General features: G+C 62.8%; 25 protein-coding genes, 3 tRNA genes and 1 riboswitch. Of the genes, 15 read left to right on the top strand and 13 right to left on the bottom strand.

Annotated features, from left to right (window positions below; all coding sequences use genetic code 11):
* Positions 1-19 precede the first annotated feature (19 nt).
* The 3 genes from pdxA to JHD59_RS13645 are packed head-to-tail and all read right to left on the bottom strand — an operon-like array spanning position 20 to position 4608.
* Complete coding sequence (pdxA, locus tag JHD59_RS13655; RefSeq protein ID WP_199154643.1) at positions 20-1003, bottom strand: 4-hydroxythreonine-4-phosphate dehydrogenase PdxA; 984 nt, start codon at positions 1001-1003, stop codon at positions 20-22.
* A complete protein-coding gene (locus JHD59_RS13650; protein WP_199154642.1) occupies positions 1003-2319 on the bottom strand; it encodes a peptidylprolyl isomerase in 1317 nt (438 codons plus the stop codon). Before JHD59_RS13650 ends, pdxA begins: the two co-directional genes overlap by 1 nt.
* 9 nt (positions 2320-2328) lie before the next feature.
* The gene (locus JHD59_RS13645) at positions 2329-4608 is read right to left on the bottom strand and encodes an LPS-assembly protein LptD (RefSeq protein ID WP_199154641.1); all 2280 of its coding nucleotides are present in this window, start codon (positions 4606-4608) and stop codon (positions 2329-2331) included.
* 266 nt (positions 4609-4874) lie between these two features.
* On the opposite strand from JHD59_RS13645, the gene amgK reads away from it, so the two are divergent.
* The 4 genes from amgK (at position 4875) to ruvA (ending at position 7845) form a co-directional block, all read left to right on the top strand.
* Positions 4875-5909, top strand: a complete 1035-nt coding sequence (gene amgK / locus JHD59_RS13640; RefSeq protein ID WP_199154640.1) for an N-acetylmuramate/N-acetylglucosamine kinase AmgK — start codon at positions 4875-4877, stop codon at positions 5907-5909.
* A complete protein-coding gene (murU, locus tag JHD59_RS13635; protein ID WP_199154639.1) occupies positions 5909-6607 on the top strand; it encodes an N-acetylmuramate alpha-1-phosphate uridylyltransferase MurU in 699 nt (232 codons plus the stop codon). The genes amgK and murU overlap by 1 nt, the downstream gene beginning before the upstream one ends.
* Positions 6604-7134, top strand: coding sequence for a crossover junction endodeoxyribonuclease RuvC (gene ruvC / locus JHD59_RS13630; protein WP_071109244.1), 531 nt, complete (start codon positions 6604-6606; stop codon positions 7132-7134). Before murU ends, ruvC begins: the two co-directional genes overlap by 4 nt.
* Positions 7135-7251: 117 nt before the next feature.
* On the top strand, positions 7252-7845 hold the full coding sequence (ruvA, locus tag JHD59_RS13625; RefSeq protein ID WP_043627498.1) for a Holliday junction branch migration protein RuvA: 594 nt from the start codon (positions 7252-7254) through the stop codon (positions 7843-7845).
* Positions 7846-7902: 57 nt separating this feature from the next.
* On the opposite strand, the gene JHD59_RS13620 is transcribed toward ruvA, so the two are convergent.
* Together JHD59_RS13620 and ribB are read right to left on the bottom strand one after the other, a co-directional pair.
* Positions 7903-8604 (bottom strand): riboflavin synthase subunit alpha, encoded by a 702-nt coding sequence (locus tag JHD59_RS13620; protein WP_233164141.1) that lies wholly within the window; start codon positions 8602-8604, stop codon positions 7903-7905.
* On the bottom strand, positions 8601-9233 hold the full coding sequence (gene ribB, locus JHD59_RS13615) for a 3,4-dihydroxy-2-butanone-4-phosphate synthase (RefSeq protein ID WP_103317517.1): 633 nt from the start codon (positions 9231-9233) through the stop codon (positions 8601-8603). Before ribB ends, JHD59_RS13620 begins: the two co-directional genes overlap by 4 nt.
* A gap of 130 nt (positions 9234-9363) precedes the next feature.
* A riboswitch (FMN riboswitch) is annotated at positions 9364-9557 on the bottom strand.
* A gap of 87 nt (positions 9558-9644) precedes the next feature.
* Here ribB and ruvB point away from each other — a divergent pair.
* The gene (gene ruvB / locus JHD59_RS13610) at positions 9645-10682 is read left to right on the top strand and encodes a Holliday junction branch migration DNA helicase RuvB (protein WP_199154638.1); all 1038 of its coding nucleotides are present in this window, start codon (positions 9645-9647) and stop codon (positions 10680-10682) included.
* A gap of 84 nt (positions 10683-10766) precedes the next feature.
* Positions 10767-11189 carry a hypothetical protein gene (locus JHD59_RS13605; protein ID WP_071109248.1) on the top strand — a complete coding sequence of 141 codons (423 nt, stop codon included), beginning with the start codon at positions 10767-10769 and terminating at the stop codon, positions 11187-11189.
* A gap of 141 nt (positions 11190-11330) precedes the next feature.
* Here the strand turns inward: JHD59_RS13605 and JHD59_RS13600 are convergent, their stop codons facing one another.
* From JHD59_RS13600 to JHD59_RS13585, 4 genes are all read right to left on the bottom strand, one after another.
* Positions 11331-12404, bottom strand: a complete 1074-nt coding sequence (locus JHD59_RS13600; protein ID WP_199154637.1) for a PotD/PotF family extracellular solute-binding protein — start codon at positions 12402-12404, stop codon at positions 11331-11333.
* Between the two features lie 102 nt (positions 12405-12506).
* Positions 12507-13625 carry a glutamate 5-kinase gene (gene proB / locus JHD59_RS13595; RefSeq protein WP_199154636.1) on the bottom strand — a complete coding sequence of 373 codons (1119 nt, stop codon included), beginning with the start codon at positions 13623-13625 and terminating at the stop codon, positions 12507-12509.
* Between the two features lie 86 nt (positions 13626-13711).
* On the bottom strand, positions 13712-15214 hold the full coding sequence (locus JHD59_RS13590; RefSeq protein WP_199154635.1) for a hypothetical protein: 1503 nt from the start codon (positions 15212-15214) through the stop codon (positions 13712-13714).
* A gap of 94 nt (positions 15215-15308) precedes the next feature.
* A complete protein-coding gene (locus tag JHD59_RS13585) occupies positions 15309-16658 on the bottom strand; it encodes an adenosylmethionine--8-amino-7-oxononanoate transaminase (protein WP_199154634.1) in 1350 nt (449 codons plus the stop codon).
* A 276-nt stretch (positions 16659-16934) separates the two neighbouring features.
* On the opposite strand from JHD59_RS13585, the gene JHD59_RS13580 reads away from it, so the two are divergent.
* The 3 genes from JHD59_RS13580 to JHD59_RS13570 all read left to right on the top strand — a co-directional run bounded on the left by JHD59_RS13580 (position 16935) and on the right by JHD59_RS13570 (position 21265).
* Positions 16935-17405 (top strand): pilin, encoded by a 471-nt coding sequence (locus JHD59_RS13580; RefSeq protein ID WP_199154633.1) that lies wholly within the window; start codon positions 16935-16937, stop codon positions 17403-17405.
* Positions 17406-17516: 111 nt separating this feature from the next.
* A complete protein-coding gene (locus tag JHD59_RS13575; RefSeq protein ID WP_199154632.1) occupies positions 17517-19388 on the top strand; it encodes a PglL family O-oligosaccharyltransferase in 1872 nt (623 codons plus the stop codon).
* A 92-nt stretch (positions 19389-19480) separates the two neighbouring features.
* The gene (locus JHD59_RS13570) at positions 19481-21265 is read left to right on the top strand and encodes a PglL family O-oligosaccharyltransferase (RefSeq protein ID WP_199154663.1); all 1785 of its coding nucleotides are present in this window, start codon (positions 19481-19483) and stop codon (positions 21263-21265) included.
* Between the two features lie 84 nt (positions 21266-21349).
* Here the strand turns inward: JHD59_RS13570 and rpoH are convergent, their stop codons facing one another.
* The 4 genes from rpoH to ftsY all read right to left on the bottom strand — a co-directional run bounded on the left by rpoH (position 21350) and on the right by ftsY (position 25085).
* Complete coding sequence (rpoH, locus tag JHD59_RS13565; RefSeq protein ID WP_199154631.1) at positions 21350-22213, bottom strand: RNA polymerase sigma factor RpoH; 864 nt, start codon at positions 22211-22213, stop codon at positions 21350-21352.
* Between the two features lie 114 nt (positions 22214-22327).
* Positions 22328-23236 carry a permease-like cell division protein FtsX gene (gene ftsX / locus JHD59_RS13560; RefSeq protein ID WP_103317532.1) on the bottom strand — a complete coding sequence of 303 codons (909 nt, stop codon included), beginning with the start codon at positions 23234-23236 and terminating at the stop codon, positions 22328-22330.
* Positions 23233-23886 (bottom strand): cell division ATP-binding protein FtsE, encoded by a 654-nt coding sequence (gene ftsE / locus JHD59_RS13555; protein WP_103317534.1) that lies wholly within the window; start codon positions 23884-23886, stop codon positions 23233-23235. Before ftsE ends, ftsX begins: the two co-directional genes overlap by 4 nt.
* A 56-nt stretch (positions 23887-23942) precedes the next feature.
* Entirely contained in the window at positions 23943-25085 is a 1143-nt protein-coding gene (gene ftsY / locus JHD59_RS13550; protein WP_199154630.1) for a signal recognition particle-docking protein FtsY, read from the bottom strand.
* Positions 25086-25312: 227 nt separating this feature from the next.
* On the opposite strand from ftsY, the gene rsmD reads away from it, so the two are divergent.
* From rsmD to JHD59_RS13520, 6 genes are all read left to right on the top strand, one after another.
* On the top strand, positions 25313-25867 hold the full coding sequence (gene rsmD / locus JHD59_RS13545) for a 16S rRNA (guanine(966)-N(2))-methyltransferase RsmD (RefSeq protein WP_199154629.1): 555 nt from the start codon (positions 25313-25315) through the stop codon (positions 25865-25867).
* Positions 25868-25970: 103 nt separating this feature from the next.
* A complete protein-coding gene (locus JHD59_RS13540) occupies positions 25971-26222 on the top strand; it encodes a YfhL family 4Fe-4S dicluster ferredoxin (RefSeq protein ID WP_043627471.1) in 252 nt (83 codons plus the stop codon).
* Positions 26223-26361: 139 nt separating this feature from the next.
* Positions 26362-26446 (top strand) — tRNA-Tyr (locus JHD59_RS13535).
* 52 nt (positions 26447-26498) lie between these two features.
* Positions 26499-26572: transfer RNA gene (locus tag JHD59_RS13530), tRNA-Gly, on the top strand.
* Positions 26573-26596: 24 nt separating this feature from the next.
* A tRNA-Thr gene (locus JHD59_RS13525) sits at positions 26597-26671 on the top strand.
* A 40-nt stretch (positions 26672-26711) separates the two neighbouring features.
* Positions 26712-26856: GTP-binding protein (locus JHD59_RS13520; protein ID WP_229804545.1), on the top strand; the 145-nt coding region annotated here is incomplete at its 3' end.

Raw genomic sequence — 26856 nt, 5'->3', positions numbered from 1 at the left:
AGGCACCGCCGGGCAGCCCCTAGCCGCGGCGGGAGTGTATGGCCAGCTGTTCCGCCAGCTGCACCGCCTCGACCAGGCTGCCCGGATGGGCGCGGCCGCTGCCGGCCAGGTCCAGCGCCGTGCCGTGATCGACCGAGGTGCGGATGATGGGCAGGCCCAGCGTGATATTGATGCCAGCGCCGAAGCTGGCGTGCTTCAGCACCGGCAGGCCCTGGTCGTGATACATGGCCAGCACCGCGTCGGCAGCAGCCAGCTTGTCCGGATTGAACAGCGTGTCGGCCGGCAGCGGGCCGATCAGATGCATGCCTTCGGCGCGCAGCTTGGCCAGGGCCGGTTCGATGATGTCGATTTCCTCTCGCCCCATATGCCCGCCTTCTCCGGCGTGGGGGTTCAGGCCCGCTACCAGGATGCGCGGCGCGGCGATGCCGAATTTGCCCACCAGATCGGCATGCAGGATGCGGATGACTTCGTCCAGCAGCGGCGCGGTGATGGCGTCGGCGACGTCGCGCAAGGGCAGATGCGTGGTCGCCAGCGCGACGCGCATGCCGCCGCCGGCCAGCATCATCACCACTTTTTTGGCGCCGGTGCGTTCGGCCAAGTATTCGGTATGCCCGGTGAACGGCACGCCGGCATCGTTGATCACGCCCTTATGCACCGGCGCGGTGACCATGGCGGCGAATTCGCCAGCCATGCAGCCGTCTATCGCCGCATCCAGCGTATCCAGCACATAGCGGCCATTGGCCGGATCCAGCTGGCCGGGCGTTGACGGCACAGCCAGCGGCACATGCAAGACCTCCAGCGCGCCGACCGGAGCCGGCTGATCGCGGCGGTAGTCGACCAGCGCCACCTCCAGTCCCAGCTGGACGGCGCGTTCGGCCAGCAGGCCCCGGTCCGCCACCACCACGCAGCGGCTGCGCGGCGCCAGTTCAGGGAGCCGCAGCGCCAGGTCCGGCCCGATGCCGGCCGGCTCTCCGGCGGTGACGGCCAGCACGGGGCGGTTCATCACTTGTCGTCCAGGTGTTCTTCGACGAAGGCGGAGTCGCGCAGCTGGCGCACCCAGTCGGCGTAGGCCTGTTCCATCTTGCGGGCGCGGATTTGCTGTTTGACCGCCATCTTTTCGTGGTCGCTGGACACGTCCTGATTGCGCTTGCCTTCGACCAGGATCAAGTGCCAGCCGAACGGCGAGCGCACCGGCTCGGATACCTGGCCGATCGGCAGGGCCACCATCGCCTTCTCGAATTCCGGCACCAGATCGCCCAGATTGACCCAACCCAGGTCGCCGCCCTTGGCGTTGCTGCCGTCTTCGGAGTACAGCTTGGCCATGTCGGCGAACTTGGCGCCGCGCAGGATGCGGTCGCGCACTTGGTCAATGCGGGCCTTGGCGTCGGATTCGGACACGGCCTCGTTGGTGCGGATCAGGATGTGGCGCGCATGGTATTGCTCGACCAGCATCGGCGTGCCGCCGCTGCGCTTGTCCTGCAATTGGAAGATGAAGAAGCCCTGCTGGGTGCGGATCACGTCGGTGTAGCCGCCCGGCTTCAGTTGCTCCAGCATTTGCACGAATTCCAGCGGCAGCGAGGTGGCCGGACGCCAACCCATATCGCCGCCTTTCAGCGCATTGGGCGCGTCGGAATAGGCGGCAGAAACCTTGGCGAAAGGCTGACCGGCATTCAGCTCGGCCTGGGCTTTATGCACTTTCTGCGACAACTGGTCGATCTGTTTGGCGTCGGCGCGCTCCGGCACGCTGACCAGGAGGCTGGCCAGATGGTATTCGGTGCGGTTGGCGCTCTGCGCGCTCTTCAGCACCTGTTCCACTTCGCTGTCGCTGACGGAAACGCGGGAAGCGACTTCGCTGTCGCGCAAGCGGGAAATGGTCAGCTCGCGGCGGATATCGCTGCGCAGCCGGTCCAGGGTGATGCCGTCGCGGGCCAGTTGGGCCTTCAGGCCGGCTTCGGTCAGCTTGTTTTGTTTGGCCAGGTTGGCGATCGCCTGGTCGATGGCGGATTCTTCGATGCGCAGGCCGCCGCTGGCGGCGTATTGCAGTTGCACTTCCTCGGTGATCATCTGCTCCAGCAACTGGTGCTGCAGCACATCGCGAGCCGGCGGCGTCACTTTTTGCGCCTCCAGCTGTTTGATCGCCTCGTTGACGCGGGCTTGCAGTTCCTGCCAGGTAATCACATTCTTGTTGACCACGGCGACGATGCGGTCGACTTCGCGGACCGGTAGCGGCGCGACGGGCGCCGAAACGGGAGCGGCGGGGGCGGCCGGAGCGGTTTGCGCGGCGCAGGCGATCATCAGGGCAAGCAGGGTCTTTTTCATGGTCAGGCTTTATTGCTCGTTAGTCTTGGTGTAACCGGGGATGGCCAGGCGCAGCGTGTCCTGCACGCCGCCGCTGCCCAAGGCGCCCAGTCCCCTCAGTTCCAATTGGAAGAACAGCGAATTCTTGGTGGTCTGCGGATCGGTGACGAAGCGTTGGCTGAACAATCTCGCCGACCAGCAGCCATCGTTGTACTCGAAGCCGGCCAGCTGCTCAATAGGCTTGCGTGTGATCAGCGAGTAATTGTAGCGGCCGATGGCGTACCAGCGGCGGGCGATCGGCCATTGCGCGGCCACGTCCACCTGGCGCAGCGGACCATAGGTGGCGGAGTTGTCCAGCTGTTCGTAGCGACCGTAGCGCCAGCGCACGCTGGCCACCTTGCCGGCTTCCGGGCTATAGCGCAGCTGGACATTGTAGCGCTCGGTCGTGCCGAGCTGCTGGTTGTATTGGTAGCTGCTGTCGAAACGCCAGGAACGGGTCAGATCGCCGGCGGCGCTGAGCAAGAGGTCGGAGCTGGGTTGGTTGACGTTTTGCGTGATGTCGTCCGACAGGTAGAAGCGCTTGCCGATGGCGAGGCGCAGGCGTTCCAGGCCGTTGGTCTGGTCAATGAAGCGGCTGGTCAGCGCGGTGGTGACCTGGTTGGCGCCATTGATGCGGTCGTAGCCGGAGAAACGGTTTTCCGTGAACAGCTGGGCGAAGTTCAGGTCGTTAACCGTGGTGTCGAAATTAGGCAGGTCATCCTGATACTTGTTTGGAATGTTGACGTAGAACAGCCGCGGTTCCAGCGTCATCAAGTGGTCCTTGCCCATGAATTCGGTATCGCGGTCGAAGTACAGGCCGGCGTCGGTGCTGAAGATCGGCAGCGTCCGCGTCCGCGTGCCTTGTTGCTGGTTCGGGAACGCGTTGAGGTTGTACTCGGTGAAATTGACGCCCAGCTTGGGACGGATGAAGCCCCAACTGCGGTCGAAGCTCCAGCTGACGCTGGGGTAGGCGACGAAGCGGTCGCCGGTTTGCAGGCTGGGATGATCGAAACGCGTCAGATCGGTCATCAGATTGGCGCTGAAGCCGGCAGGCAGGCTTTGGCTGGCGTTGAACGTCAACTGCGGCATCCGCGCATAGGGGATGTCGGTCGGAACCGGATTGAGCGTCAGGTTCTGGTAATGCTGCACGCGCAAGGTGGCGTTGCCGGAGCCGCCGGTCCATCCCATGCCATAGCTCAGCGTCGCTTCCTGGTTCAGGTTGACGTTGGAGGCGATGGCCACCTGGTCGCCGAAGTCGCTGAAGTAAGTGCGGTCAGATACCGAGTTGTAACTAAGGCCAAATGTCAGCCCATGGCCCAGGTTCTGAGAATGGTTGACGCTCCAGGCGTTGCGGGCTGTATTGGTGACCTTGTCATTGGGCAATTGCTCGGTATAGATGGTGCCGCTGTAGTTAGGCTCCAGATAGCGGAACTCGCCGGCCAGCATATTGCCGTGCTTGGTGTTGATGTGCGGCGTGATGGTCGCGTCGTAATTAGGCGCGATATTCCAATAGTACGGCAGCGAGAACTCGGTGCCGGCGGTGCCGGTTTTGAAGGTGGGCGTCAGGAAGCCGGACTTGCGGTTGCTGTTGAGCGGGAAGTCTATCCACGGTGAATACAGAATCGGCACGCCGTAGAACTGCATCCAGGCGTTGCGCGCCACGCCGACGCCGCTGTTGTAGTCGAGATCGGTGCTGGCCGCGTGCAGATACCAGGCGTCGTCGCCCGGATCGCAGGTAGTCATGCGGCTGCCGTAGACGCGGTATTGGTTCTGCCCCTGGAAGTCGATCTGGCTGCCGTCGCCGCGCATGGTGACCGGTTTGGGGCCGCTTGAGACAGTCGACACTGGCGGCGTCGTGGCCTGCGGCTTCGCCGCCGCAGGGCTTTGCTTCGACATCGTGAACACCGGATTCATGCCCGTGCCGGTATAGTCGTTGACGTTGTAGTCCAGCGTGGTGCCGGTGATCACGTCCCCGCTGCGGGTCAGCCGGAAACGGTCGCCCGCCTTGGCGAGGCTCTTGGCCTGGTAGTAGTCCAGCCAGTCGGACTCCAGTTTCTGGTCGTCGCGCGTCGCCACGACATTGCCTTTGGCGTGCAGCACCACATCGGTTTCGCCATCGATATTGTCCGCGACGACCTTGGTTTGGCCTTGTTGCGCGGGCGGGTTCGGTACGGCAATGGGCGCATCGTCTTCGGCGCGCGCCGTTTGGGTGTTCAGGGCAAAGGCGGCGGCCAGGGCCAGCGCCAGCGGAGTCGGTTTTTGTATGGGCATGCACAAAGCCATATCGTGGGGCCGGGGCCTGTTGACGCTAATTTTGACACAGCGGCCGGACATTGCCGGATGCAGCGCGCGAAGGGCAACTCTGCTAAGCCGCCCGCTGTCGCGTTGTCGGATTTGCGCTTGGAATCACCAAGCGCCGCATCCTCTGCCTTGCATTGCGCGGCTTTTCAGCGCTGCGCTGGGTCTAAATTAGCGTTAACAGGCCCCCATGGGCAGTATAAAATCGCTCAATTCTATCAGCACCACGACAAAGCGACATGCAAAGACTGGAACAGCTCAAGAAATGGCTGGCGCAGCAATATCCTGGCGACGTCATCCAAGTTGAATTCGCCGCCGCCGACGCAGATTTTCGCCGCTATTTCCGCGCGATCTGGCCGGACGGCGCCACCCGCATCGTGATGGACGCGCCGCCGGAGCATATCGGCACCGACGCCTACGTTCAGGTTCGAGACATCTTCTCCATGGTCAAGGTGCCCAGGATAGACCTGCGCGACCGCGAGCAGGGCTTCATCGTGATGGAGGATCTGGGCAAGGTGACTTACTTGGCCGCTCTGCAGCATGACGAGCGCCCGCTGGTGCACCGCCATCTGCTGGAGGAGGCGCTGGATACGCTGGTGGAGATTCAGAAAGCCAGCCAGCCGGATGTGTTGCCGGAATACGACGAGGCGCTGCTGACGCGCGAACTGAATCTGTTCCCGGAGTGGTTCTGCGCCAAGGAGCTCGGCAAACCGCTGAACTTCAAGCAGCGCCAGTTGTGGGACGCCGGCGTCAAGGCTTTGCTGCCGGCGTTGCTGGCGCAAGCTAAGGTCTATGTCCACCGCGACTTCATCGTGCGTAATCTGATGCTGACGGCCGGCGCGCCCGGCGTGCTGGATTTCCAGGATGCGGTGTACGGCCCGATCAGTTACGACGCAGTGTCGCTATTACGCGACGCTTTCATCGAGTGGGAAGAGGAATTTGTGCTCGATCTGGCCATCCGCTACTGGGAGAAGGCGCGCGCCGCCGGCCTGCCGGTGCCGGATGCCTTTGATGATTTCTACCGCGCTTTCGAGTGGATGGGCGTGCAGCGCCATTTGAAAGTCGCCGGCATCTTCTCCCGCCTCTATCACCGCGACGGCAAGGACAAATACCGCGCCGAAATCCCGCGCTTCATCAAGTATCTGAAGCGGACCACGCGCCGCTACGCCGAACTGGCGCCGTTCTACCATTTGCTGGTGGAGCTGGTGGGCCGCGACGCCACGGACGAGGAGCTGCAGTCCAGCTACCCGGTGCTGGGCGTGAAGGGCAGCTGATGCGGGCGATGATACTGGCGGCCGGCCGCGGAGAACGGATGCGGCCCTTGACCGACCATACGCCCAAGCCGCTGCTGATGGCTGGTGGCAAGCCGCTGATCCAGTGGCATATCGAACGGCTGGCCCGCACCGGCGTGAGCGAGCTGGTGATCAACCATGCCTGGCTGGGCGAGCAGATAGAAGAAGCGCTCGGCGATGGTTCGCGCTTTGGCGTGTCGATTGCCTACTCGCCGGAAGGCCAGGCCTTGGAGACTGCCGGCGGCATCGCCACCGCCTTGCCCTTGCTGGGCGATCAACCTTTCCTGGTGCTGAATGGCGATGTGTTGTGCGACTTCCCGCTCGCGCGATTGCTGACGGCCTCCGCCAGTCTGGATGGAGAGTCTGCCCTGGCGCATTTGGTATTGACGCCGAAGGCCGGCTACAAGACCGGGCGCGACTTGACGTTGCGCAGCGACGGCCGCGTCGCGGCTTGCGCGGACGGCGACACGCCGTATACCTTCTGCGGCCTGGCCGCCTACCATCCGGCTTTCTTCCGCGAGGTGCCGCCGCGCGTCTCCAGCCCCTTGCTGCCGTGGTTGCTGGCGGCGATGGAGCAGGGCAAAGTCAGCGGCCAAGTGCAGCAGGGCTTGTGGCTGGATGTCGGCACGCCGGAGCGGCTGGCCGAGGCCGACCGCATCGCCGCCGGCTGGACGGCATGAGCCGGCGCATCCTCGGCATCGACCCCGGCAGCCGCATCTGCGGCTTCGGCGTGATAGACGTGGTCGGCAATCAGCGCCATTACGTGGCTTCCGGTGCCATCCGAACCCCGCAAGGCGCCAGCCTGGCCGAGCGGGTCAAAGTGATCGTCGATGGCATCCATCAAGTGATCGCCACTTACCAGCCGACCGAAGCGGCGCTGGAGCAGGTGTTCGTCAACGTCAACCCGGCTGCTACGCTGATGCTGGGCCAGGCGCGCGGCGCCTGCATGACGGCGCTGGTGTTGAAGGATCTGCCGGTGGCGGAATACACCGCGTTGCAGGTCAAACAATCCGTCGTCGGCCAGGGCAAGGCGCCGAAGGAGCAGGTGCAGTATATGGTGGTGCGCATGCTGAACCTGTCCGGCACGCCACAGGCCGACGCGGCCGACGCGCTGGCGGTGGCGCTGACCCACGCCAATCATAGCGGCGGCGCCATCGGCCAGCTGGCGCGGCGCGGCCTCAAAGTGCGCGGCGGGCGGCTGGTGTAGGGCGGAAGCCCGGCCGTGCCGGGTATTCCGCCGAGTATCTGCCCAGAATGGCGGATTGCCCCTTTGGGGCATCCTCCCTACCGTTGAATCACAACGAATACACAAGAAAGAATCATCATGATCGGACGCCTGACGGGCAAATTGATCGAGAAACAGCCGCCGCAGGTGGTGGTGGATGTGGGCGGCGTCGGCTACGAAGTCGATGTGCCGATGACCACTTTCTACCAACTGCCCGCCCTGGGGCAGAACACCACGCTGTTCACTCATCTGGTGGTGCGCGAGGACGCTCATTTGCTGTTCGGCTTCGCCAGCAAGGAAGAGCGGCAGACTTTTCGCCAGTTGATCAAGGTGAGCGGCATCGGCGCCAAGATCGCGCTGGCCATCCTTTCCGGCATGACCGCCGACGAGCTGGCCATCGCGGTGGCCAGCGAAGACATCAAGCGTTTGTCGTCGGTGCCGGGCATCGGCAAGAAAACGGCTGAGCGGCTGGTGCTGGAGCTGCGCGGCAAGCTGGCCACCGGCGGCAACCTGACGGTGCCGGGCGGCCTGCCGTTCGCCGCCACTCCGGACGAGAAAAGCGACATCGTCAACGCGCTGCTGGCGTTGGGCTACAACGACAAGGAGGCATCGGCCGCGACCAAGAGCCTGCCTGCCGACGTCACCGTCAGCGAAGGCGTGCGGCTGGCGCTGAAGAGTTTGATGAAGGGTTGAGGCGGACGAATCAAAAAAAGGGCGGCTCAGGCCGCCCTTTTTGTTGCCGTCGTTCGTTTAGGCCGGCAGCGCCAGGACGGGCCGGCCGGCGTGAGCCGACTGCGGCCCCAGTAGCTCCATCAGCGCGCTCAGTTTTTCCTCCAGCGCTTCGCGCGTCGAATCCACCAGCACCTGCGTGTGCCGCTCGATTTCCAGATTGAGCCGGTCTCCCGGCTTTTTCTCGCCCAGCGTGGTGGCGCGGCGAGTTTCCGGAATCAGCCACACTTCGAACCAGCCCTCGCGCTTGTCGATGGCGGCGATGGTCAGGCTGATGCCGTCCAGCGCCGCGTAGCCTTTGGCGAACAGGTAGCGCAGCGCGCCGGCGGGCACCGTCAGCCGCAGGCACAGGTTGTCGCCGAGGCGGCGCGTCTGCTCGACCTGGGCCTGGTAATCGACGTGGCCAGACAGCGCGTGGCCGCCGTTTTCCGCGCCATCGGCCAGCGCCCGCTCGACGTTGACCGCGTCGCCGACTCGGCATCTGGCCAGCGTGCTGGTGATCAGCGTCGGCAAGATCAGGTCGAACTCGGCGTTGTCTTGGCGCGGCGGCGCGGCCACGGTGAGGCAGGCGCCATTGACGGCGACGCTGGCGCCCTGGCGCAGCCCCTGGCAGAAGCCAGGCGCGAAGGCCAGCGTGAGCCGCCGGCTGCCGTCGCCGTCCTGGATGGCGATGACGCGGGCGATGCTTTGGGTGATGCCGCTGAACATGGTCCGTCCTTTCATGCCTGATTGCGTTGCAGCCATTCGGCCAGTTCGGCGACGGACAGCTGCGGCAGGCCGTGGCGTTCGGCGTAGTCCTGCACTTGCTGGCCGCGCATCATGCTGCCGTCCGGGTTCATCAACTCGCACAGCACGCCGGCCGGGCTGAAACCAGCCAGCCGCGCCAGCTCCACCGAGGCCTCGGTATGGCCGCGCCGCTCGCGCACGCCGCCGGCGCGGGCGACGATGGGATAGACGTGGCCTGGGCGCACCAGATCGCTGGGCTTGGCGTCCGGCGCGATGGCGGCGCGTATCGTGGTGACGCGGTCGGCGGCGGAGACGCCGGTGGTCACGCCCTCGGCCGCCTCGATGGCGACGGTGAAGTTGGTGCCGTAACGGCTGCCGTTCTGCGCCGCCATCGGCGGCAGTTGCAGACGCTCGGCATGCTCCGGGGTGAGGCACAGGCAGACGATGCCGCTGCAGTCGCGGATCAGCCTGGCCATTTCCGGCACGGTGAGGGCATCGGCGGCCAGGATCAAGTCGGCCTCGTTCTCGCGGTCGGCGTCGTCGGCGACGATGACCGGCAGGCCTTGGCGCAGGGCGGACAGCGCGGTTTGGACGCGCAGGGACAGGATATCGGTGTTGGCGTTCATGGAAACGGTCCTCAAAAACAAGATTGAGAAACACGTCTCTTGGGCGTGAAGCGGATAGCGCATGGCTATCCGGCGCGATAAACGCGCGGATACGACACAGGGCTCCGCCCGCGGGCGCGGGTGGGGCTGGCGTCGTCTTCTTTCATCCGGACTATGACCGTCGGCTCTGGAGTTGCGCCTATTGCCGGGCTTTCCTGGGGAAAGATCGCCAATAGGCCTTACCAGATCTGCTGACCCTTTGCCGTGAGGCAAAGGCGCTCGCGGGCTCGGCGCATCGTGCGCCATACCGCCGGTGGGGAATTGCACCCCGCCCCGAAGACGTTAGCTTTTGGCCGCGTGTCGCGCGGCCAGCGGCGAGTATAGCGCGGTGTTAGAATGTCGGCAGCAAGAATCCGCCACCAAGAGTCCCCGATGATAGAAACCGACAAGCTGTTCGGCGCCGCGCCGGAGCGCCGCATCGTTACCCCGCAACGCGCCTCCGATCAGGAAGAGGCGCTGGAGCGCGCGCTGCGGCCCAAGCTGCTGGACGAGTACGTCGGCCAGAAGAAGGCGCGCGAGCAACTGGAAATCTTTATCGAGGCGGCGAAGAAGCGCGGCGAAGCGCTGGACCACGTGCTCTTGTTCGGCCCGCCGGGCCTCGGCAAGACCACGCTGGCGCACATCGTGGCGCGGGAGATGGGCGTCAACCTGCGCCAGACGTCCGGCCCGGTGCTGGAGCGCGCCGGCGATCTGGCGGCATTGCTGACTAACCTTGAGCCGCACGATGTGCTGTTCATCGACGAAATCCACCGCCTGTCGCCGGTGGTGGAGGAAATCCTCTACCCGGCGCTGGAGGATTACCAGATCGACATCATGATAGGCGAGGGGCCGGCGGCGCGATCGGTGAAGCTGGACCTGCCGCCGTTCACGCTGGTTGGGGCAACCACCCGCGCCGGCATGCTGACCAATCCGCTGCGCGACCGTTTCGGCATTGTCGCCCGGCTGGAGTTTTACACCGCGGACGAGTTGACGCGCATCGTCAGCCGCTCGGCCGGACTGCTCAACGTCACCCTGTCCGACGACGGCGCGTTTGAAGTGGCCAAGCGCTCGCGCGGCACGCCGCGCATCGCCAACCGCCTGCTGCGCCGCGTGCGCGACTACGCCGAGGTGAAGGCCGACGGCGTGGTGACGGCGGCCGTGGCGGACGCCGCGCTGGCCATGCTGGATGTGGACCCGGCCGGCCTGGACGTGATGGACCGCAAGCTGCTGTCGGCCATCCTGGAAAAGTTTGGCGGCGGGCCGGTGGGGCTGGACAATGTCGCCGCGGCGATAGGCGAATCCACCGACACCATAGAAGACGTGATCGAACCATTCCTGATCCAGCAAGGCTATCTGCAGCGCACGCCGCGCGGCCGCATGGCGACGGCCCAGGCCTATCTGCACTTTGGTCTGCCGGTCAAGGACGGCTGAGTTTGCGCCACGGCAAACGCGGATGCCGGTGGCGTGCATGCGAATCGCGTACAATGAATTTATTTGCACCGTAAGCGAGAGATCATGTTCTACGTGTTGTTCGCCACCATCCTGATCGTGGTCGTTGTGGCCGCTGTCGCCGCCGCCCGCTTCTTCGACCCGGCCGTGGCCAAGATTCTGGGCCGCACCTTGGGCCAGGAGCTGGCCGATGCCTGGCGCAAGTATGTGTTCTTCGCCATTGTCGTCAGCGGTATTTCCGGCGGCGTGCGGCCGTGGTCGCTGGAGCGCTACCTGGCGCCGGCGCCGGGCAAGGGCAGCACTCAGTTGGAGCTGAGCGGCCAGCGCTGGATGCTGGAACTGTACACCGCCGGCATTGAAACGCTGCGCTCCATCGCCTGGGTGGTGCTGTTGTTCTTCCTGTTCGCCATGCTGGCCTATGTGATCATGCGGGCGGTCGAGTTCCGCCGCCAGGAAGCGGAAGGCCGTCGTCCCCACGAGATGGAGTGAGCGGCCGCAAGCCTGTCAGGGAACGCTGCGTTCCCGTCAGGCGTGTTTGGTTGTGACGTCGGAAGCCCGCAGCCTTCATGGGCGATAAGGCGCTGGAAAAACAACCCCGTCCATGGACGGGGTTGTTTCATAAGCGCGGGCTTAGCGGCCGATCTTGATTTGCGACCACAAGCGGTTCAACTCGCGGCGGGACTTCACGTCCAGATCTTTCAGCGCCACGTACTTGCCCTTGGCCGGCTCCAGCATGATCACCCGATTGGCCTTGATCTGCGGCTTGAAGAAGGCTTCGGCTGCCTTGACCGGATTGGTGGCGCCGATCTGGTTGGAGATTTCCGAGGCGTTCTTGCCGTCCAGCATGAAGTTGATGAACTTGTGCGCCAGGTCCGGACGCGGCGCATCCTTCAGGATGGTCATATTGTCGATGGCCAGCACATTGCCTTCCTTCTGCGGCTGGTAGGCCAGCTCGAACGGCCGCTTGGCGTTCTTCGCGTCCTGCTGCGCCTGGAACAGGTCGTTGGAGTAGCCCAGCGCCCCCCAGATATTGCCGACCGTCAGCTCCTTGATGTAGCTCTGGTTGTTGAACGCCGCCCAGTACGGCTTGGCCTGGCGGATCACTGCCGCCGCGGCCTTCCAGTCCGCCGGATTGGTGGAGTTGGCGTCCTTGCCCAGATACATCAGCGCGGCGGCCATCAGCTCGCGCTGGCTGTCCAGCACCGTCACCTTGCCCTTGATCTTGGCCAGCACGGCCGGATCGAAGACCAGCGCCCAGCTGTTCGCCTTGTCGGCCACGCCGGCCTTCTTCAGCTGGGTGGCGTTATAGCCCAGCAGCGTCAGCGACACCACCGTGGGCGCGGCGTAGCGGTTGCCCGGATCGAATGGCTGGTTCAGCGCCAGATAGCCGCTGTTCAGGTTTTTCCAGTTGGGTAGTTTGCTCTTGTCCAGGGGCTGCAATTTGCCCTGCTTGAGCAGCGTGTTCACGGCGAAGGCGGTGGGGAACACCATATCGTAGCCTTTGGCGCCGGCGGCCAGCTTGGCCAGCATTTCCTCGTTGTCGCCGTAGTAGTCCTGCACCAGCTTGCAGTTGCAGGATTGCTCGAAACGCTTGGCGGTGTCCGCGGACAACGCGTTGTTCCAGTTGTAGATGTGCAGCACATCCGCGGCGGATGCCGAACCCCAGGCTAGTGTCATCAGCGCCGAAAGAGCCAGCTTGTTCATACCATGTCATCCTTGTGATAGCGAAAAATGAAACCCCGGCCAGACACTGGCAGGGGTCGGGAAAACGTCGCGCCCTCCCGCCACGGGGAGGGCGCGGTGTGCTTACAAGGCCACCATATTGTCGCGGTGTATCAATTCCGGCTCGACGATGTAGCCGAGCGCGGCTTCGATCTCGCGGGTGCCCTTGCGCATGATCTGGCGCGCCTCGTCCGAACTGTAGTTGACCAGGCCGCGCGCCACTTCGTTTCCTTCCGCATCGACGCACGCCACCGCCTCGCCGCGCAGGAAGTCGCCCTCCACCGCGCTGACGCCCACCGGCAGCAGGCTGGTGCCGCGTTCGCGGATGGCGCGGGCGGCGCCGTCGTCCAGCAGCAGGCGGCCGGCCAGCTTCAGGTGATCGGCCAGCCATTGCTTGCGCGCCGCCATGCGGTTGGTGGCGGCGACCAGCTGGGTGCCGATGGCTTCGCCGTCGGCCAGCCGCGACAGCACATGCGGCTCGCGGCCGCAGGCGATCACGGTGGCGGCGCCGCTGCGCGCGGCGCGCTTGGCGGCCAGGATCTTGGTGATCATGCCGCCGGTGCCGACGCTGGAGCCGGCGCCGCCGGCCATTTCTTCCAGTTGGGGATCGCCGGCCTCGGCCTCGTGGATGAACTCGGCGTCCGGGTGCTTGCGCGGATCGGCGCTGAACAGGCCCTGCTGGTCGGTCAGGATCACCAGCGCATCGGCTTCGATCAGGTTGGTGACCAGCGCGCCCAGCGTGTCGTTGTCGCCAAAGCGGATTTCGCTGGTGACCACGGTGTCGTTCTCATTGATGATGGGCACCACATTGAGATTCAGCAGGCTCACCAGCGTGGAGCGGGCGTTCAGATAGCGGGTGCGGTCCGCCAGGTCTTCGTGGGTCAGCAGAATCTGCGCAGTCTGCAGGCCAAAGGCGCGGAAGGCGCTCTCGTAGGCCTGGCACAGGCCCATCTGGCCGACGGCGGCGGCGGCCTGCAGTTCGTGCACGCCCTTGGGCCGAACGGTCCAGCCCAGCCGCTGGCAGCCTTCGGCTATGGCGCCGCTGGAAACCAGCACCACCTGCTTGCCGCGGCGTTTCAGTTCGGCGATTTCGGCGGCCCAGCGCGCCAGTGCGGACAGGTCCAGGCCCTTGCCGTCGTTGGTCACCAGGCTGGAGCCGACCTTGACCACGATACGGTCGGAAGCGTGAATCACCGAATGCATCGACAGACCTCTCTATTAAAGCAAATGATTATAGAGAGCTCAGTGTACCCGAAAAAGGGCTGGGCTTGAGCGAGGCTTGAGCCAAGTCAAAACAGCTCGCTGGGGCGATATTCCATCAGCTGGAAATACGGCGATTGCTGATGCAGCTTGCTTGCGCGGATCAAGCGCTCGCCGTCGGCGGCGCGCAGTCGGAACTCGCGCAACTGGCTGAACGGCCGCCCCACCATTTCCAGCAGCTCTGGATGGTTGCCGTGCGGCGGCAGCAGCAGGCAGCGCTGATACGTGTCGCCGTGGTAGGTGATGCTGGGCATGACCAGGGCAGGCGCCGGCGCAGGGCAGAGAATCTCCACGCCGCATTCGATTTCCTTGCCGGTCGGCTGCATCAGCACCCAGCGCACGGCGCATAAGCGCGCGGCTTCTGGCTGGTCTGGCGGGTTGATCAGCAGGATTTCGCCGGCGCGCAGCGGTTGTTCGCGCGGCACGCCGCGCAGCAGATAGCCGCTGTCGCTGTGGTTGACGATGGTCATCAAGCAAGGCAGCGGCGGGGGGCGCAAGCGCGAGGTTTCTTCGGTCGCGCCGGCGCCGGGCAATTGCCAGCTGCCGCCATTGACGCGGTGCCAGATCTGGGCGGTGCCGGCGATGACTTCCACCACGCCCTGTGAGGATTCGCGGCTGTGTTTGCGCCGCCGTGGACGTTGCCAGGCTTCGCTGAGTTGGGTCAGTACGTGGATTTCTTCGTTGACCTGCCCGCCGGAGGCCGTAGCGCCGGCTTTCTGCAACTGCTCCAGGCTGCGGCGCATGCTGGCCAAGGCGCCCGCCATTTCCAACAAGTAGCAGGCGTGCGGCAGCGCGGTGGCGCTGGCCAGCAGGTAGCGCGGCGGCGCGTCTTCCTGCGGGTCCAACAGGTAGCCGTGACGGTTTTCGTCCAGTTCGCCCACCGGCAGCAGCGTCACCTGCTTGGCCAGGCTGTAAACCAGTTGCCGGGCCAGTTGCATTTCGGCCGGCGACAAGCGATTGGTGGCGGTCAGCCCCAGCAGCAGGATCTGTCGGTAGATGTCGGCCAGGGTGTCGTCGTTGGCCAGCGAGCGGTCTTGCCAGCCCTTTTCCCGCGCGATCGCATATAGCTGATGGCAGTCCAACCAGAAGCCGTCCGGCAGCGGGCAATAGTATTGCTGATAGATGTTCAGGCACTGCCGCGCCGCCATCATGGTATACAGCAGCAGCTCCACCTTGGGCTGTTCGCGCTCCAGCAGGCTGGGGCGGGCCAGCTTGTCCTGCAGCGCCTGTTTGAAGCCGATGAACAGATTGGAAAACAGCTTGACGCCCACCACCGCCAACTGGCGGCTCTTGGGCGAGGACAAGATGTCGCTGTGCTGGGTTTCGCCTTCCAGCAGCGGGTAATAACGGTCCAGCGCCTTCAGGTACAGCATCAGCAGCTTGTAGCGCAGCATCGGCTCCAGCGGCGTGCGGCCCAGGTGGTATAGCGCCTGCGCCAACAGACGGCCGCATTCCAGCAAGTCGGTGTAAGGCAGCCGCTCCAGCCAGGCTTCCACGCTGGCTGGCTGGGTGTCGACGAGTTGCGGGTCCATATTCCTCTTTGGCAAGGCAAGCCACAGCATCCAGACCAGGCTCCGGTATCGGGATGCGGTATGCTATTGGTATTGCATGGCCGCGGCAAGGATTTCATGGCAGAGCGGTGGCATCGCCCTCCGTGCGGGCATCGCCGGCCTGCACCTCGTCCAGCGCCTCCAGGCTGGCATTGACCAGCCACTGCATTTCTTCGCTGCGCAGCGTGTACGGCGGCATGAAGTAGACCGTCTTGCCGATGGGCCGCAACAGGCATCCGCGTTTCAGCATGGCCGAAAAATAGGCCAATGCAAAGTCCGCGCGCGAAGTATCCACGTCGAAGGCCCAGATCATGCCGCGCTGGCGGAAATGGCGAACATCCGGCCGCTGGCGCAGCGGCTGCATGAGGCGGGTAAAGTCCTCCGCCTGGATGCGGTTGGTTTCCAGGACATTTTCGTCCTCGAAAATATCCAGCACCGCCAGCGCCGCCGCGCAGGCCAGCGCGTTGCCGGTATAGCTATGCGAGTGCAGGAAGCCGCGCGCCACGTCGTCGTGGTAAAAGGCTTGGTAGACATCGTCCCGCGTCAGCACGCAGGACAGCGGCAAAAAGCCGCCGGTGATGCCCTTGGACAGGCACAGGAAGTCCGGCGTGACGCCGGCCTGCTGGCAGGCGAAGAAGCTGCCGGTGCGGCCGAAGCCGACGGCGATCTCGTCGGCGATCAGGTGTACCTGGTACTGATCGCACAGCCGGCGCAGTTCCGTCAGATAGACCGGATCGTACATCGCCATCCCGGCCGCGCCTTGCACCAGCGGTTCCACAATGACGGCGGCGATCTCATGGCTGCGCTTGGCCAACAGATTGCCCAGCGATTGCGCGGCGCGGCGAGCCACGTCGGCGGCTGTCTCGCCAGGCGCGGCTTGGCGGGCATCCGGCGACGGCGCGCGCAGGCTGGGTTTCAGCAGATCGGCGTAGGTTGACGAGAAAATCGGCACATCGGTCACCGCCAGCGCGCCGACGGTTTCACCGTGGTAGCTGTTTTCCAGGCTGACGAAGCGCGTTTTCTGCGGCTGGCCGCTGTTTTTCCAATAATGGAAGCTCATCTTCAGCGCGATTTCCGTCGCGCTGGCCCCGTCGGAGCCATAAAAAGCATGACCCAGGCCGGACAGCGCGGCTAGCCGCTCCGACAACTCCACCACCGGGCGGTGGGTGAAGCCGGCCAGCATCACGTGCTCCAGGCTGTCCAATTGCTCGCGTATCGCCTGCTTGATGCGCGGATGGCCGTGGCCGAACAGATTGACCCACCACGAGCTGACGCCGTCCAGATAGCGCTTGCCGTCAAAATCAGTCAGCCAGACGCCCTCCGCGCTGGCGATGGGGACGATGGGCAGGCTTTCGTGGCGCTTCATCTGCGTGCACGGGTGCCATACGGCGGCGCGGCTGCGTTCCAGCCAGGCTTGGTTGCTCATGGGGGCCTCCTGTGGGGTGATGGTCGATCCTAACACAGGGCGGGGAAATCACCGATGTGACGAAAAACGTCAGTTTATGCCGTCTGGCGGCCGATGAACTGTCATGCGCGCAGCGTAAAATCACGGCGAAGCAGGGTGGCATGCTTCCTGCTGCATTGTTTGACAGAGAAAGAAGACGCGCAGCACGCGTCCGTTTTTTGAAGAAGAGGCGGGCAAGCCGCGCGGATTGCGTGGCGCCTTGCCAAGCTCAAGCTTGACTAGACCATGGAGTTCAACATGAAGAAAAGACAAATCCAGCAGGGTTTCACCCTGATCGAGCTGATGATTGTGGTGGCGATTGTCGGTATTTTGGCGGCGATTGCGATTCCGTCGTATCAGGACTACACCAAGCGGGCGAGGGTGACTGAAGGTCTGGGGCTTGCCGATGCCGCGAAAACAGCGGTTACCGAGTATTACTCCTCCAATAATGCTTTCTATTCTTCTGGCACAGCTCCTTTCAATACAGGTTATGGGCTGGCTGCATCGATTACCGGTAACTCAGTGAGCAGTGTCAATGTCTTGGCAAATGGCGTGATTCAAATCACTTACAATAGCACGGTACTCAATGGGGGCCTGCTCGATCTGGTTCCGGCAGTTGGCAGTGGTTCTGTCCAATGGAGCTGTACTTATACCGGTTCCGGCGCTACGGCTATCACAGGGGCTACACAGCTCAGTGCTAATTGGGTGCCGACAGCTTGCCGTCAATAAACGGTAGCTGTTGAAATCGTTCAAGGGGCACATTCGTGCCCCTTGTCATTTCCGGGATGCAGCCTCCGGCGCTAATTTTACCGGCTGCATTGGGGTACGAATAAGTCTCGGATGCTTTTGATGCGTTTAAAAATACTTGAAGTGGCTAAGCAAAAGCGCGGGGAGTACCTGCTTTTTTCCTTGTTTTGCTGTTGTTTTGTCCTGCCCTTTTTGAATTGCCTGCGATTCATGCCTTTGCAGGACTGGTGGACAGATGCGCTGGTGGTGTTCGGTGTGGGGTTGGCCGGTCTGTTCATCTTTGGCCGAGGTCAGCAACGTTTCCAGTTACCTGCTTCCGCTATCGTGTTGGTGCTGCTGCTGTTGCTGTGGTCCTTGAGCAATAATTTGCTGTGGAAAAACTTTCAAGCAGCAGCCCTTCCCATAGGCAGCCTGCTTGTCATGTTGCTTCTTGTTCTTTTTCTTGCAAACCGCGTTCAGTTGTCCAAGCAAACAATTTGCACCATCCTTGCCGCCAGTATTTTGCTAGGTGCCTGCCTGCAGGTAGTATTGGGCGGAGTGCAATTGCTGGGCTTGGCTGCTAACTTTCATGGTTTGGTGATGTTCAGCCCAGATCAGCCAAACGTTGTGATGGGCAATATCGCGCAGCGCAATCTGTATGCCCAGTATTTATGCTGGGGTGTGGTGGCGTCGTGCTATCTCTATGCTCAAGGCCATTTACGCGCCCCATTCTGTGGTGTCGCAGTGGTGTTGATGTTGCTACTGGTAACCTGGTCCGGCGCTCGCTTGCCATTGGCCTATGCACTAGCTATCTGCTTGCTGGCAGGGTTCTGCTGGAGGCTGTCCGCCCGCGATGGACATATGCGGCGCATGGTGTTTGCTCTGGCTGCTGCGATGATCGCGCTGGCGCTGATTCAGATCTTTAGCAAAGAGATTGTATGGTTTCTGGATAGCATAGGACTGCCGATTCATGCCCAAAGTGGATCGGAGCGTATGCTGGATGCAGGATTCGGAGCCCGCCGCAGGGTGGAGTGGACCAAGGCTTGGGAGGTGTTCTTGGCCCATCCCTGGCTGGGAGTGGGGCTGGGGCGCTATGCGGCGCAGTCGGTTTGGTTGGAGGCGTTTGGCGGCCTACCCAAATTTCCGGAAAGTTGGCTGTTTACTCAGTGCCACAACTTGATTTTCCAACTGCTGGCGGAAACAGGCTTGATCGGAACACTGGTTGCAGTACTTGGCTTGGCATGGTGTCTTTTGCCGTTGCTTAGTAGGAAAGGACAGGGGGCTGAAAGCTTGATGCTGGCGTGCCTGGGTATGATGATATTGACACATAGCTTCTTTGAGTTTCCTTTGTGGTATCTCCCTTTTCTGGCCATGTTGGTCATAGTCTGCACGCTTTCCGGCGCCCCCATTTGGCAATTGCAGGCGCGCACGGGTGTGCTGCGTTGGACGAGTGTGGCTACGGGGGGACTGATGATTGCGCATGTCATCAGTGGAGGAATGATTTTTTGGAGGTTGATCGAGTATAACCAGCCTAGCCTGTCTAGCGCGGAGAACATCCAACGTGCCGATTATCTCCGCAAGGTTGGTTTTGATCCGTTGTGGGCGACTAGTGCCAATCTGGTGATGGGCAATTACTTGTTGCCTAGTCGTCAACATCTGAGCATCGTGCTGCCGTATTATGAGCAGATGGCGCGAGATCAGCCTTATGTCGCAGTATTGCTACGTTTGAGCCTTTCCCGGGCCTTGGCTGGCCAGGCCCAAGGCGCGCGCTTGGCGTTAGTGCAGGCTCTGGCGAATTTCCCCGACGAGGCGCCGCGAATTGCCACTACGCTGAGTGCATGGCCAGATCCCGAGATTGATCCGTTGCGTAGAATCGCCGACGAAGCCAGTGCGGCCTACCAAGCTCATGGTGCCGGCACCGACGCCGGCCGCCTCGCCGCCGTGATGACCGTCGCCTCCCCTGTGACGCGCCAGCCTATCTTCTGAGCCTTGTAACAGCCCGAAACATATGGCGTGTTCAATGGAGCCGGCGCATGCGGTATGCTGCCGGCTCCGCTGTTTCCAACCTCTGGTCTGCCATGACTTTTCAGAAACTATCCGAGCGCCTGGCGCTGCTGGCGCTGGGCTTGATCGCCATCGTGCCGTTCGCCTCGCGCGTGCACTTTGTGCCGCTGCCGCAGTGGTTCGGCGAAATCAATGTGATCTGGCTGTTGCTGGCCGCCGGCGTGTTGCTCATGCCGTCCGGCCGATTGTTCGACGCGGTGCCGCGCGCCAGCTGGTGGTGTCTGCTGCTGGCGGCGGTGTGGGCGCTGCAGCCGCAATTCGTCCATCTATTGTTCCCCGGCATGAGCTACGTCACTGCGCTGGGTTGGTTGTCGCTGGCCTTGCTGGCCTCGGTGACGGCGTCGCTGCGCGGCGCGTTCGGCGAGCGGGAATTTGCGGTATGGCTGGCCCGCGCCATCATCGTGGGCGGGCTGGTGCAGTCGCTGATCGGCACGGCACAGGTGAGCGGGCTGGCCCCGGTGCTGGGCCTGTTCTATGACAGCTCCCACCCCACCAGCAATATCTTTGGCCATATCGGCCAGCGAAATCAGTATGCCCATTACCTGATGTGGTCGGTGGTGTCCGGCGTCTATCTGTTCGCCGTGGGCCGTCTGGGCCGCAACTGGCTGATCGCGCTGGTGCTGTGGATGTCGCTGATGCTGGCTTGGGCCGGCTCGCGTTCCATCCTGCTATATCTGGTGGCGATGTCGGCGCTGGCGGGCCTGTGGTACTGGCGCAACCGCGATGAAACGCTGGGCCGGCTGATGAAGGCGATGTGGCTGACCAGCGTGGTGATCGTCGCCGCGCAGTTCGCCTTGCCGCTGTTCAATCATTTGATCTCCCTGCTGACCCACACCGACGTGGAAAACGCTTCCGGCGTGGCGCGGCTGGCGGCCAATGGCGACGATATGGGCGCGCGCCGCTTCGCCGAAATGCACAAGGCCTGGCTGACTTTCCAGGCGCACCCGCTGTGGGGCGTGGGTTGGTCGCAATACGCTGCAGAGAGCGTGCGCTTGCAGCCGCTGCCGCAGTTCGCCGCGGCCGGCTACAACAGCGGCCTGTTCACCAACGCGCATAATCTGGTGATGCAGCTGTTGGCGGAAATGGGCGGCCCGGCCACGGCGCTGGTGGTGGGCGGCTTCCTGTGGGTGGTGCTGCCGTTCTTCCGCCGCGCGGCGACGCCGGAGGGCGTGCTGGCCTTGGCCTGCGTGGCGGTGACCTTGACCCATAGCATGCTGGAGTACCCGCTGTGGTACTTCTACTTCCTGGCGATGCTGGTGATGTTCGTCGCCATGGCGCCGCGCGACGAGAAGCTGCCGTCGCCCTGGTTGCGCTTGCCGCTCTTGGGCGCGCTGGTGTGGGTGGGTTGGCTGTCCATCACCACCACGCCGATGTTCTGGGAGCTGGTCAATCTGTATACGCCTACCGGCAACGCGCAAAAGGATGCCAAGCGCAGCGAGCGGCTGATCGAGATCATCGAAACCAAGCCCTTGTTCGCCTATCACGCCTTGTACACGCTGGACGATTATCTGCCGATCACCCGCGACAATCTGAAGCAGAAGCTGGCGCTGGAGGACAGGCTGACCGCCTTCCGCCCGTACCCGGACGTGATGCTGAAGCGCGCGCAGATGGAGATACTGGCCGGGCAGAAGGCCAAGGCGGAGCAGACGCTGCGCACCACGCTGGCATCCTTCCCCACTTACGCTGGCCAGTTCATCGAGACGCTGGGCGACGCCAACCCGGAATGGGAGCCGCTGCGCAAGATCAGCCGCGAAGCCTACGACAAGTTGCCGGCCAAGTTCCGCACCTTGCAGGAGTGATAGGCATGCGCCCGCCGGATGGCGGGCAAATAAAAAGCCGCTCGATGGTTCGAGCGGTTTTTTTTGCGCGGCGATGAGCGCGGCTTAGTTGTCCAGCACCACGCCTTCGCTCAGCGCCGTTTTCATTTTGGTCAGCGCTTTGGCTTCGATCTGGCGGATGCGTTCGGCGGATACGCCGAATTCCGCCGCCAGTTCGTGCAGCGTGGAGCCGCTGTCGTCGGCCAGCCAGCGCGCTTCGACGATGCGGCGGCTGCGCGCGTCCAGCGTGGACAGCGCGTATTCCAGGCCTTCGGACTGCAGATGATCGAAGGCGCGGCGTTCCAGCGCGCGCGTCGGCTCGCTGTGGCTGTCGGCCAGCCAGTCGATCGGCGCGTAGCTGTCGTCGTCGTCGGAATCACCGATCAGCGAGACGTCCTGGCCGTTCATGCGGATTTCCATCTCGCGCACTTCCTCGGGCTTGACGCCCAGATCGGCGGCGATGGATTTCGCTTCCTGTTCGGACAGGGCGGAGAAACCGCTCTTCATGCTGCGCAGGTTGAAGAACAGCTTGCGCTGCGGCTTGGTGGTGGCGATGCGCACCAGACGCCAGTTGCGCAGGATGAATTCGTGGATCTCGGCCTTGATCCAGTGGATGGCGAACGAGAACAGGCGCACGCCGCGGCCCGGTTCAAAGCGTTTGACCGCCTTCATCAGGCCGATATTGCCTTCCTGGATCAGATCGGCTTGCGGCAGGCCGTAGCCGGCATAGCCGCGAGCGACGGACACCACCACGCGCAGGTGCGACAGCACCATTTGCCGCGCCGCTTCCAGATCGTTTTCCAGCTGGAAACGGGTTGCGAGCTCGGTTTCCTGCTCCTGCGTCAGCATCGGCACGCTGTTGACCGCCTGGATGTATTGTTCCAGGCTGCCGCTGGTCGACGGGACGGGAAGGGCAAATGTTGTGTTCATTGCGATGGCTACCTCCTTGGGTAGTGCTATGTTAGCACTCGAGTATTGAGAGTGCTAGCAAGGAAAGGTTCCCGAGTCAATGATTTTTAACAATCGGCTCGATAGCCATTTTGTTTATTTGGGTTCGACCTTGCGCAGATGGTGGTCCGCGGCCAGACGCGCGCCCAGCATCGCCAGCAGCGCGGAGATGCCGATCAGGGCCGCCAGCTCCAGCGGCGTCAGGACGCGCAGTTCCACCCGTTCGCCGTACAGCATGGCGAATTCGCGGATCGACGGATTGGCCATCGACGACAGCCAGCACGACAGTCCCCAGGCCAGCAGGGCGGCCAGCACCCCTTGCCACAGCGCATGGTACATGAAGGGACGCCGGATAAAGCTATCCGTGGCGCCAATCAGCTTGGACACTTCGATTTCATCCTGCCGCGCCAGAATCTGCATGCGGATCGCGTTATGCGTCACCAGCACCAGCGCCAGGCCCAGCGCCGCGGCGAGGAAGGCGGTCAGCTTCTGGCCCATCTCCACCATGCCGTACAGCCGTTTGGCCCAATGGGCGTCGAACTGCGCGGTTTCCACCATCGGCAGCCCGGACAGCTCTTTTTGCAGCATTTCCATTTCGCGCGGCTCCAGCGTCTTGGGCGTCACCACGAAGGCGTCGGGCAGCGGGTTGCCTTCCAGTCCATCGGACAGGCCGGACAGGCCGTTGCGCTGCTCCAGATCTTGCAATGCCTTGCCCTTGCTGACGAAAGTGAAGCTTTTCACCTTGGGGTGGTGAGCCAGCGTGGTTTGCACGGCGGCGATGTCCGCCTCCTCGGCCGACAGCTCCATGAACAGGGTGATCTGCGGCGTGGCGGTCAGGCGGCCCACCCAATCCTGCACGCTGCTGACGGCCAGGTACAGCGACAAGGGCAGGGCCAGCGCCAAGGCCAGCATCAACAGCGTCAGCATGCTGCCGAACGGCTGGCGCAGGATTTTGATCAGCGCCAGCTTGGCGCTTTGCCAGTTCAGATAGAGAAAGTGTTTCATGCGGCGAACTGTCCTTCCCTCAGGCGGATGATGCGGCGGCCGTAGTCTTCCATCAGCGTTTCATCGTGGGCGGAGATCAGCACCGTCACGCCCACCTGGTGGAAGGACTTGAACAACTCCATGATGTCCAGCGCGTAGGCGCGGTCCAGGTTGGCGGACGGCTCGTCCGCCAGCAGGATGCTGGGGCGGTGCACCACGGCGCGGGCGATGCACAGCCGTTGCTGCTCGCCGCCGGACAGGCGGATCGGCATGGACTTTTCCTTGCTCAGCAGGCCCACCTTGTCCAGCGCGGCGCGCACGCGCTTGGCGGCGTCGCGGCGGTCAAAGCCTATGATGTCCAGCGGCAGCATCACATTGTCGAACACGCTGCGGTCGAACAGGATTTTGTGGTCCTGGAAAACCATGCCCAAATGCTGGCGCACATACGGCAGCTGGCTGCCGCGCAGCTTGGACAGGTTCTGGCCATTGACCAGCACGCCGCCGCTGGTGGCGCGCTCGATGCCGGCGATCAGCTTGAGCAGGGTGGATTTGCCGGCGCCGGAGTGGCCGGCCAGAAACACCATTTCGCCGGTTTCGATGGTGAACGACAGGTTCTTCAGGGCTTCGTTGCCACCAGGGTAACGCTTGGTGACCTGGTCGAACTGTATCATTGAGGTTTCCCGCTTGTTGGCTGAGAAAGGCGGCTGCATCCGCGGCCGCATTTATGTTATTCGAACAGCGCGTCAATGTAGTCGCGGCTATTGAACGGCCGCAGGTCGTCTATGCTCTCGCCCACGCCGATGAAACGCAGCGGAATCGGCCGCTGCTTGGCGATGGCGGCGATCACGCCACCCTTGGCCGTGCCGTCCAGTTTGGTCAGGATCAGGCCGGTCAGGCCCAGCGCATCGTCGAAGGCCTTGACCTGGTTGACCGTGTTCTGGCCGATATTGGCGTCCAGCACCAGCACCACCTCATGGGGCGCGTCCGGCAGCGCTTTCTGGATCACGCGCTTCACCTTCTTGATCTCTTCCATCAGGTGCAGCTGCGTCGGCAGGCGGCCGGCGGTGTCGGCCAGCACGATGTCGATGCCGCGTGCCATGGCGGCTTGAATCGCGTCGTAGCATACCGCGGCCGAGTCGCCGCCCTGTTGCGCGATCACCGTCACGTTGTTGCGCTCGCCCCAGGCGATCAGCTGTTCCCGCGCGGCGGCGCGGAAGGTGTCGCCTGCGGCCAGCAGCACGCTCTTGCCTTGGCTTTGATAATACTTGGCCAGCTTGCCGATGGAAGTGGTCTTGCCGGCGCCGTTGACGCCGGTCATCATGATCACGAACGGCTTCTTGCCTTCCACGTTCAGCGGCACCTGCAGCGGGCCGATCAGGTCCTGCAGCGAATCCTTCAGCGCGCCCTTCAGTTCCGATGCGTCCTTCAGGCCCTTCAGCGACACGCGCGCGCGCACATCCTTCAGTAGATGGACGGTGGCATCCATGCCCATGTCGGCAGTCAGCAGCACCGTTTCCAGGTCTTCGTACAGCTCCTCGTCGATCTTGCCGCCGCCGAACAGGCCGGCCAGCTGCTTGCCCAGCTTGTCGCGGGTTTTGGACAGGCCGGCTTTCAGGCGTTCGGTCCAGCTCATTTTCTTCAGCGGCACGGCTTCCTCCGCCGGCTGGGACGGGGCGCTGACTGCTACCTCTTCGGCTGCCGGGGCGGCAGTCTCGACGGGGGCGGGCGCTGCGACGGCCGGCGCCGGCGTTTCCGCCGCGGGCTGCGGGATGGCGGGCGCTACGTCTTCGATAGCGGCCGTTGGCTGGGCCGGGGTCTCGATTTGCGGCGTTTCCACCGGCTTGGGCTTTTTCTTGAAGAAGCTGAACATGCGTAAATGAACCAGGGAAAAGCGATAAATGGCTAAATTGTATCCTCAAACGGCTTCTCGTACAGGCTTGCGCGCACGGGATCGAAGCGATTCACGCAAAACATATATAAGGAATAGGCCGGAATTTCGTCGGGCACGCGACAGATTTGCCGGCAAAGCAGCGTGAAAGAGGCGCTAAAGTGCTGATCGGGTTAAACTCCTGCCCTTGTTTCAAAAAGACGAGAGTCATGAGTCAGTCACGTAACAAGGTCCGAATCATTGGCGGCGAGTACCGACGCCGCATGTTGCCTTTTCCCGATGCGGCCGGACTGCGGCCGACGCCGGATCGCGTCCGCGAGACGCTGTTCAACTGGTTGGGCCAGGATTTGTATGGAAAAAACTGCCTGGACTTGTTCGCCGGCAGCGGCGCGCTGGGCTTTGAGGCTGCATCGCGTGCGGCGCGGCGCGTGGTGATGGTGGAAAAATCGCGGCAGGTGTGCGAATCGCTGCAGGCGAACCGGCAGTTGCTGCAGGCTGGCGCGTTGGAAGTGATGAGCGGCGACGCGCTGCTGTATTTGAAGAACTGTCGCGAGCGCTTCGACGTGATTTTCGTCGATCCGCCGTACGACTCCGATTTATTGCAGCAGGTGCTGCCGCTCTTGGCGCAGTGCCTGTCCGAAGACGGGGTGGCGTATGTCGAGGCCCGTCAATGGCCGGACGCGCTGCCGGAAGGGCTGACGCTGCTCAAGCGCGACAAGGCCGGCATGGTGCAATACGGCCTGCTGGGGCGGGCCTCGGCCTAGCGCCTTCAGTCCCGCGCCCGTCTAACGATATAACCAGCGCGCCCTTGCGACTGGCGGCGGCGGGTGACAGAATTCACGATGTGGAATACTTGAGGAAATTACTATGTCTTTGATCATTACCGACGAATGCATCAACTGCGACGTCTGTGAGCCGGAGTGCCCCAATAACGCGATCTCGCAAGGCGAGGAGATCTACCAGATCGACCCCAATCTGTGCACCCAGTGCGTCGGCCACTACGATGAGCCGCAGTGCCAGCAGGTCTGTCCGGTCGATTGCATCCCGTTGGATCCGTCGCATCCGGAGACCAAGGATGAGCTGTACCAGAAGTATCTGAAAATTTCCGGCCAGGCTTGATTTTGGCAAGTGATTGATTAAAAAGAAGATGCCCCATCCTGGATGGGGCGTTTTTTATTTTCAGGCCGGAAACTGTAATTTTTTTCGCAAAAGGTGTTGACGGCCTGCAAGGCCATCTATAATATTCGGGTCTCTTTCAGGAGGGATTCCCGAGCGGTCAAAGGGATCAGACTGTAAATCTGACGGCTCTGCCTTCGAAGGTTCGAATCCTTCTCCCTCCACCAGATTTAGAAAAGCGCTTGGCAGTGAAGCATCGCTGTCTAGTTGTGAAGCCAGGCGGGTGTAGCTCAATGGTAGAGCAGAAGCCTTCCAAGCTTACGACGAGGGTTCGATTCCCTTCACCCGCTCCAAGCGTTTGATATAGCCTGTTTAGGGCCCATGTAGCTCAGGGGTAGAGCACTCCCTTGGTAAGGGAGAGGTCGGCAGTTCAATTCTGCCCATGGGCACCACCGTTTAAATTTAGCTTGTTTCGTATTCAGGAAATTTGCCATGGCTAAGGAAAAGTTCGAGCGGACCAAACCGCACGTAAACGTCGGCACCATCGGTCACGTTGACCATGGTAAAACCACTCTGACCGCCGCTATCACCACCATTCTGTCCAAGAAGTTCGGTGGCGAAGCTAAGGATTACTCCC

Origin of the sequence: Chromobacterium sp. ASV23, assembly GCF_016428945.1 — a bacterium.
GTDB lineage: Bacteria > Pseudomonadota > Gammaproteobacteria > Burkholderiales > Chromobacteriaceae > Chromobacterium > Chromobacterium sinusclupearum.
The sequence above is the reverse complement of the archived record's forward strand: the minus strand, read 5'-3'. Positions and strand labels throughout refer to the sequence as shown.

Coding starts and splice junctions, on each gene's coding strand:
- JHD59_RS13575 (WP_199154632.1), top strand. CDS start 17,517: ATGCTTTTGATGCGTTTAAAAATACTTGAAGTGGCTAAGCAAAAGCGC.
- proB (WP_199154636.1), bottom strand. CDS start 13,625: ATGCATTCGGTGATTCACGCTTCCGACCGTATCGTGGTCAAGGTCGGC.
- JHD59_RS13605 (WP_071109248.1), top strand. CDS start 10,767: ATGTTCTACGTGTTGTTCGCCACCATCCTGATCGTGGTCGTTGTGGCC.
- JHD59_RS13540 (WP_043627471.1), top strand. CDS start 25,971: ATGTCTTTGATCATTACCGACGAATGCATCAACTGCGACGTCTGTGAG.
- murU (WP_199154639.1), top strand. CDS start 5,909: ATGCGGGCGATGATACTGGCGGCCGGCCGCGGAGAACGGATGCGGCCC.
- ftsX (WP_103317532.1), bottom strand. CDS start 23,236: ATGAAACACTTTCTCTATCTGAACTGGCAAAGCGCCAAGCTGGCGCTG.
- amgK (WP_199154640.1), top strand. CDS start 4,875: ATGCAAAGACTGGAACAGCTCAAGAAATGGCTGGCGCAGCAATATCCT.
- ftsE (WP_103317534.1), bottom strand. CDS start 23,886: ATGATACAGTTCGACCAGGTCACCAAGCGTTACCCTGGTGGCAACGAA.
- pdxA (WP_199154643.1), bottom strand. CDS start 1,003: ATGAACCGCCCCGTGCTGGCCGTCACCGCCGGAGAGCCGGCCGGCATC.
- rpoH (WP_199154631.1), bottom strand. CDS start 22,213: ATGAACACAACATTTGCCCTTCCCGTCCCGTCGACCAGCGGCAGCCTG.
- ruvA (WP_043627498.1), top strand. CDS start 7,252: ATGATCGGACGCCTGACGGGCAAATTGATCGAGAAACAGCCGCCGCAG.
- JHD59_RS13645 (WP_199154641.1), bottom strand. CDS start 4,608: ATGCCCATACAAAAACCGACTCCGCTGGCGCTGGCCCTGGCCGCCGCC.
- ftsY (WP_199154630.1), bottom strand. CDS start 25,085: ATGTTCAGCTTCTTCAAGAAAAAGCCCAAGCCGGTGGAAACGCCGCAA.
- JHD59_RS13585 (WP_199154634.1), bottom strand. CDS start 16,658: ATGAGCAACCAAGCCTGGCTGGAACGCAGCCGCGCCGCCGTATGGCAC.
- JHD59_RS13580 (WP_199154633.1), top strand. CDS start 16,935: ATGAAGAAAAGACAAATCCAGCAGGGTTTCACCCTGATCGAGCTGATG.
- rsmD (WP_199154629.1), top strand. CDS start 25,313: ATGAGTCAGTCACGTAACAAGGTCCGAATCATTGGCGGCGAGTACCGA.
- ruvB (WP_199154638.1), top strand. CDS start 9,645: ATGATAGAAACCGACAAGCTGTTCGGCGCCGCGCCGGAGCGCCGCATC.
- JHD59_RS13650 (WP_199154642.1), bottom strand. CDS start 2,319: ATGAAAAAGACCCTGCTTGCCCTGATGATCGCCTGCGCCGCGCAAACC.
- ribB (WP_103317517.1), bottom strand. CDS start 9,233: ATGAACGCCAACACCGATATCCTGTCCCTGCGCGTCCAAACCGCGCTG.
- JHD59_RS13570 (WP_199154663.1), top strand. CDS start 19,481: ATGACTTTTCAGAAACTATCCGAGCGCCTGGCGCTGCTGGCGCTGGGC.
- JHD59_RS13590 (WP_199154635.1), bottom strand. CDS start 15,214: ATGGACCCGCAACTCGTCGACACCCAGCCAGCCAGCGTGGAAGCCTGG.
- JHD59_RS13620 (WP_233164141.1), bottom strand. CDS start 8,604: ATGAAAGGACGGACCATGTTCAGCGGCATCACCCAAAGCATCGCCCGC.
- JHD59_RS13600 (WP_199154637.1), bottom strand. CDS start 12,404: ATGAACAAGCTGGCTCTTTCGGCGCTGATGACACTAGCCTGGGGTTCG.
- ruvC (WP_071109244.1), top strand. CDS start 6,604: ATGAGCCGGCGCATCCTCGGCATCGACCCCGGCAGCCGCATCTGCGGC.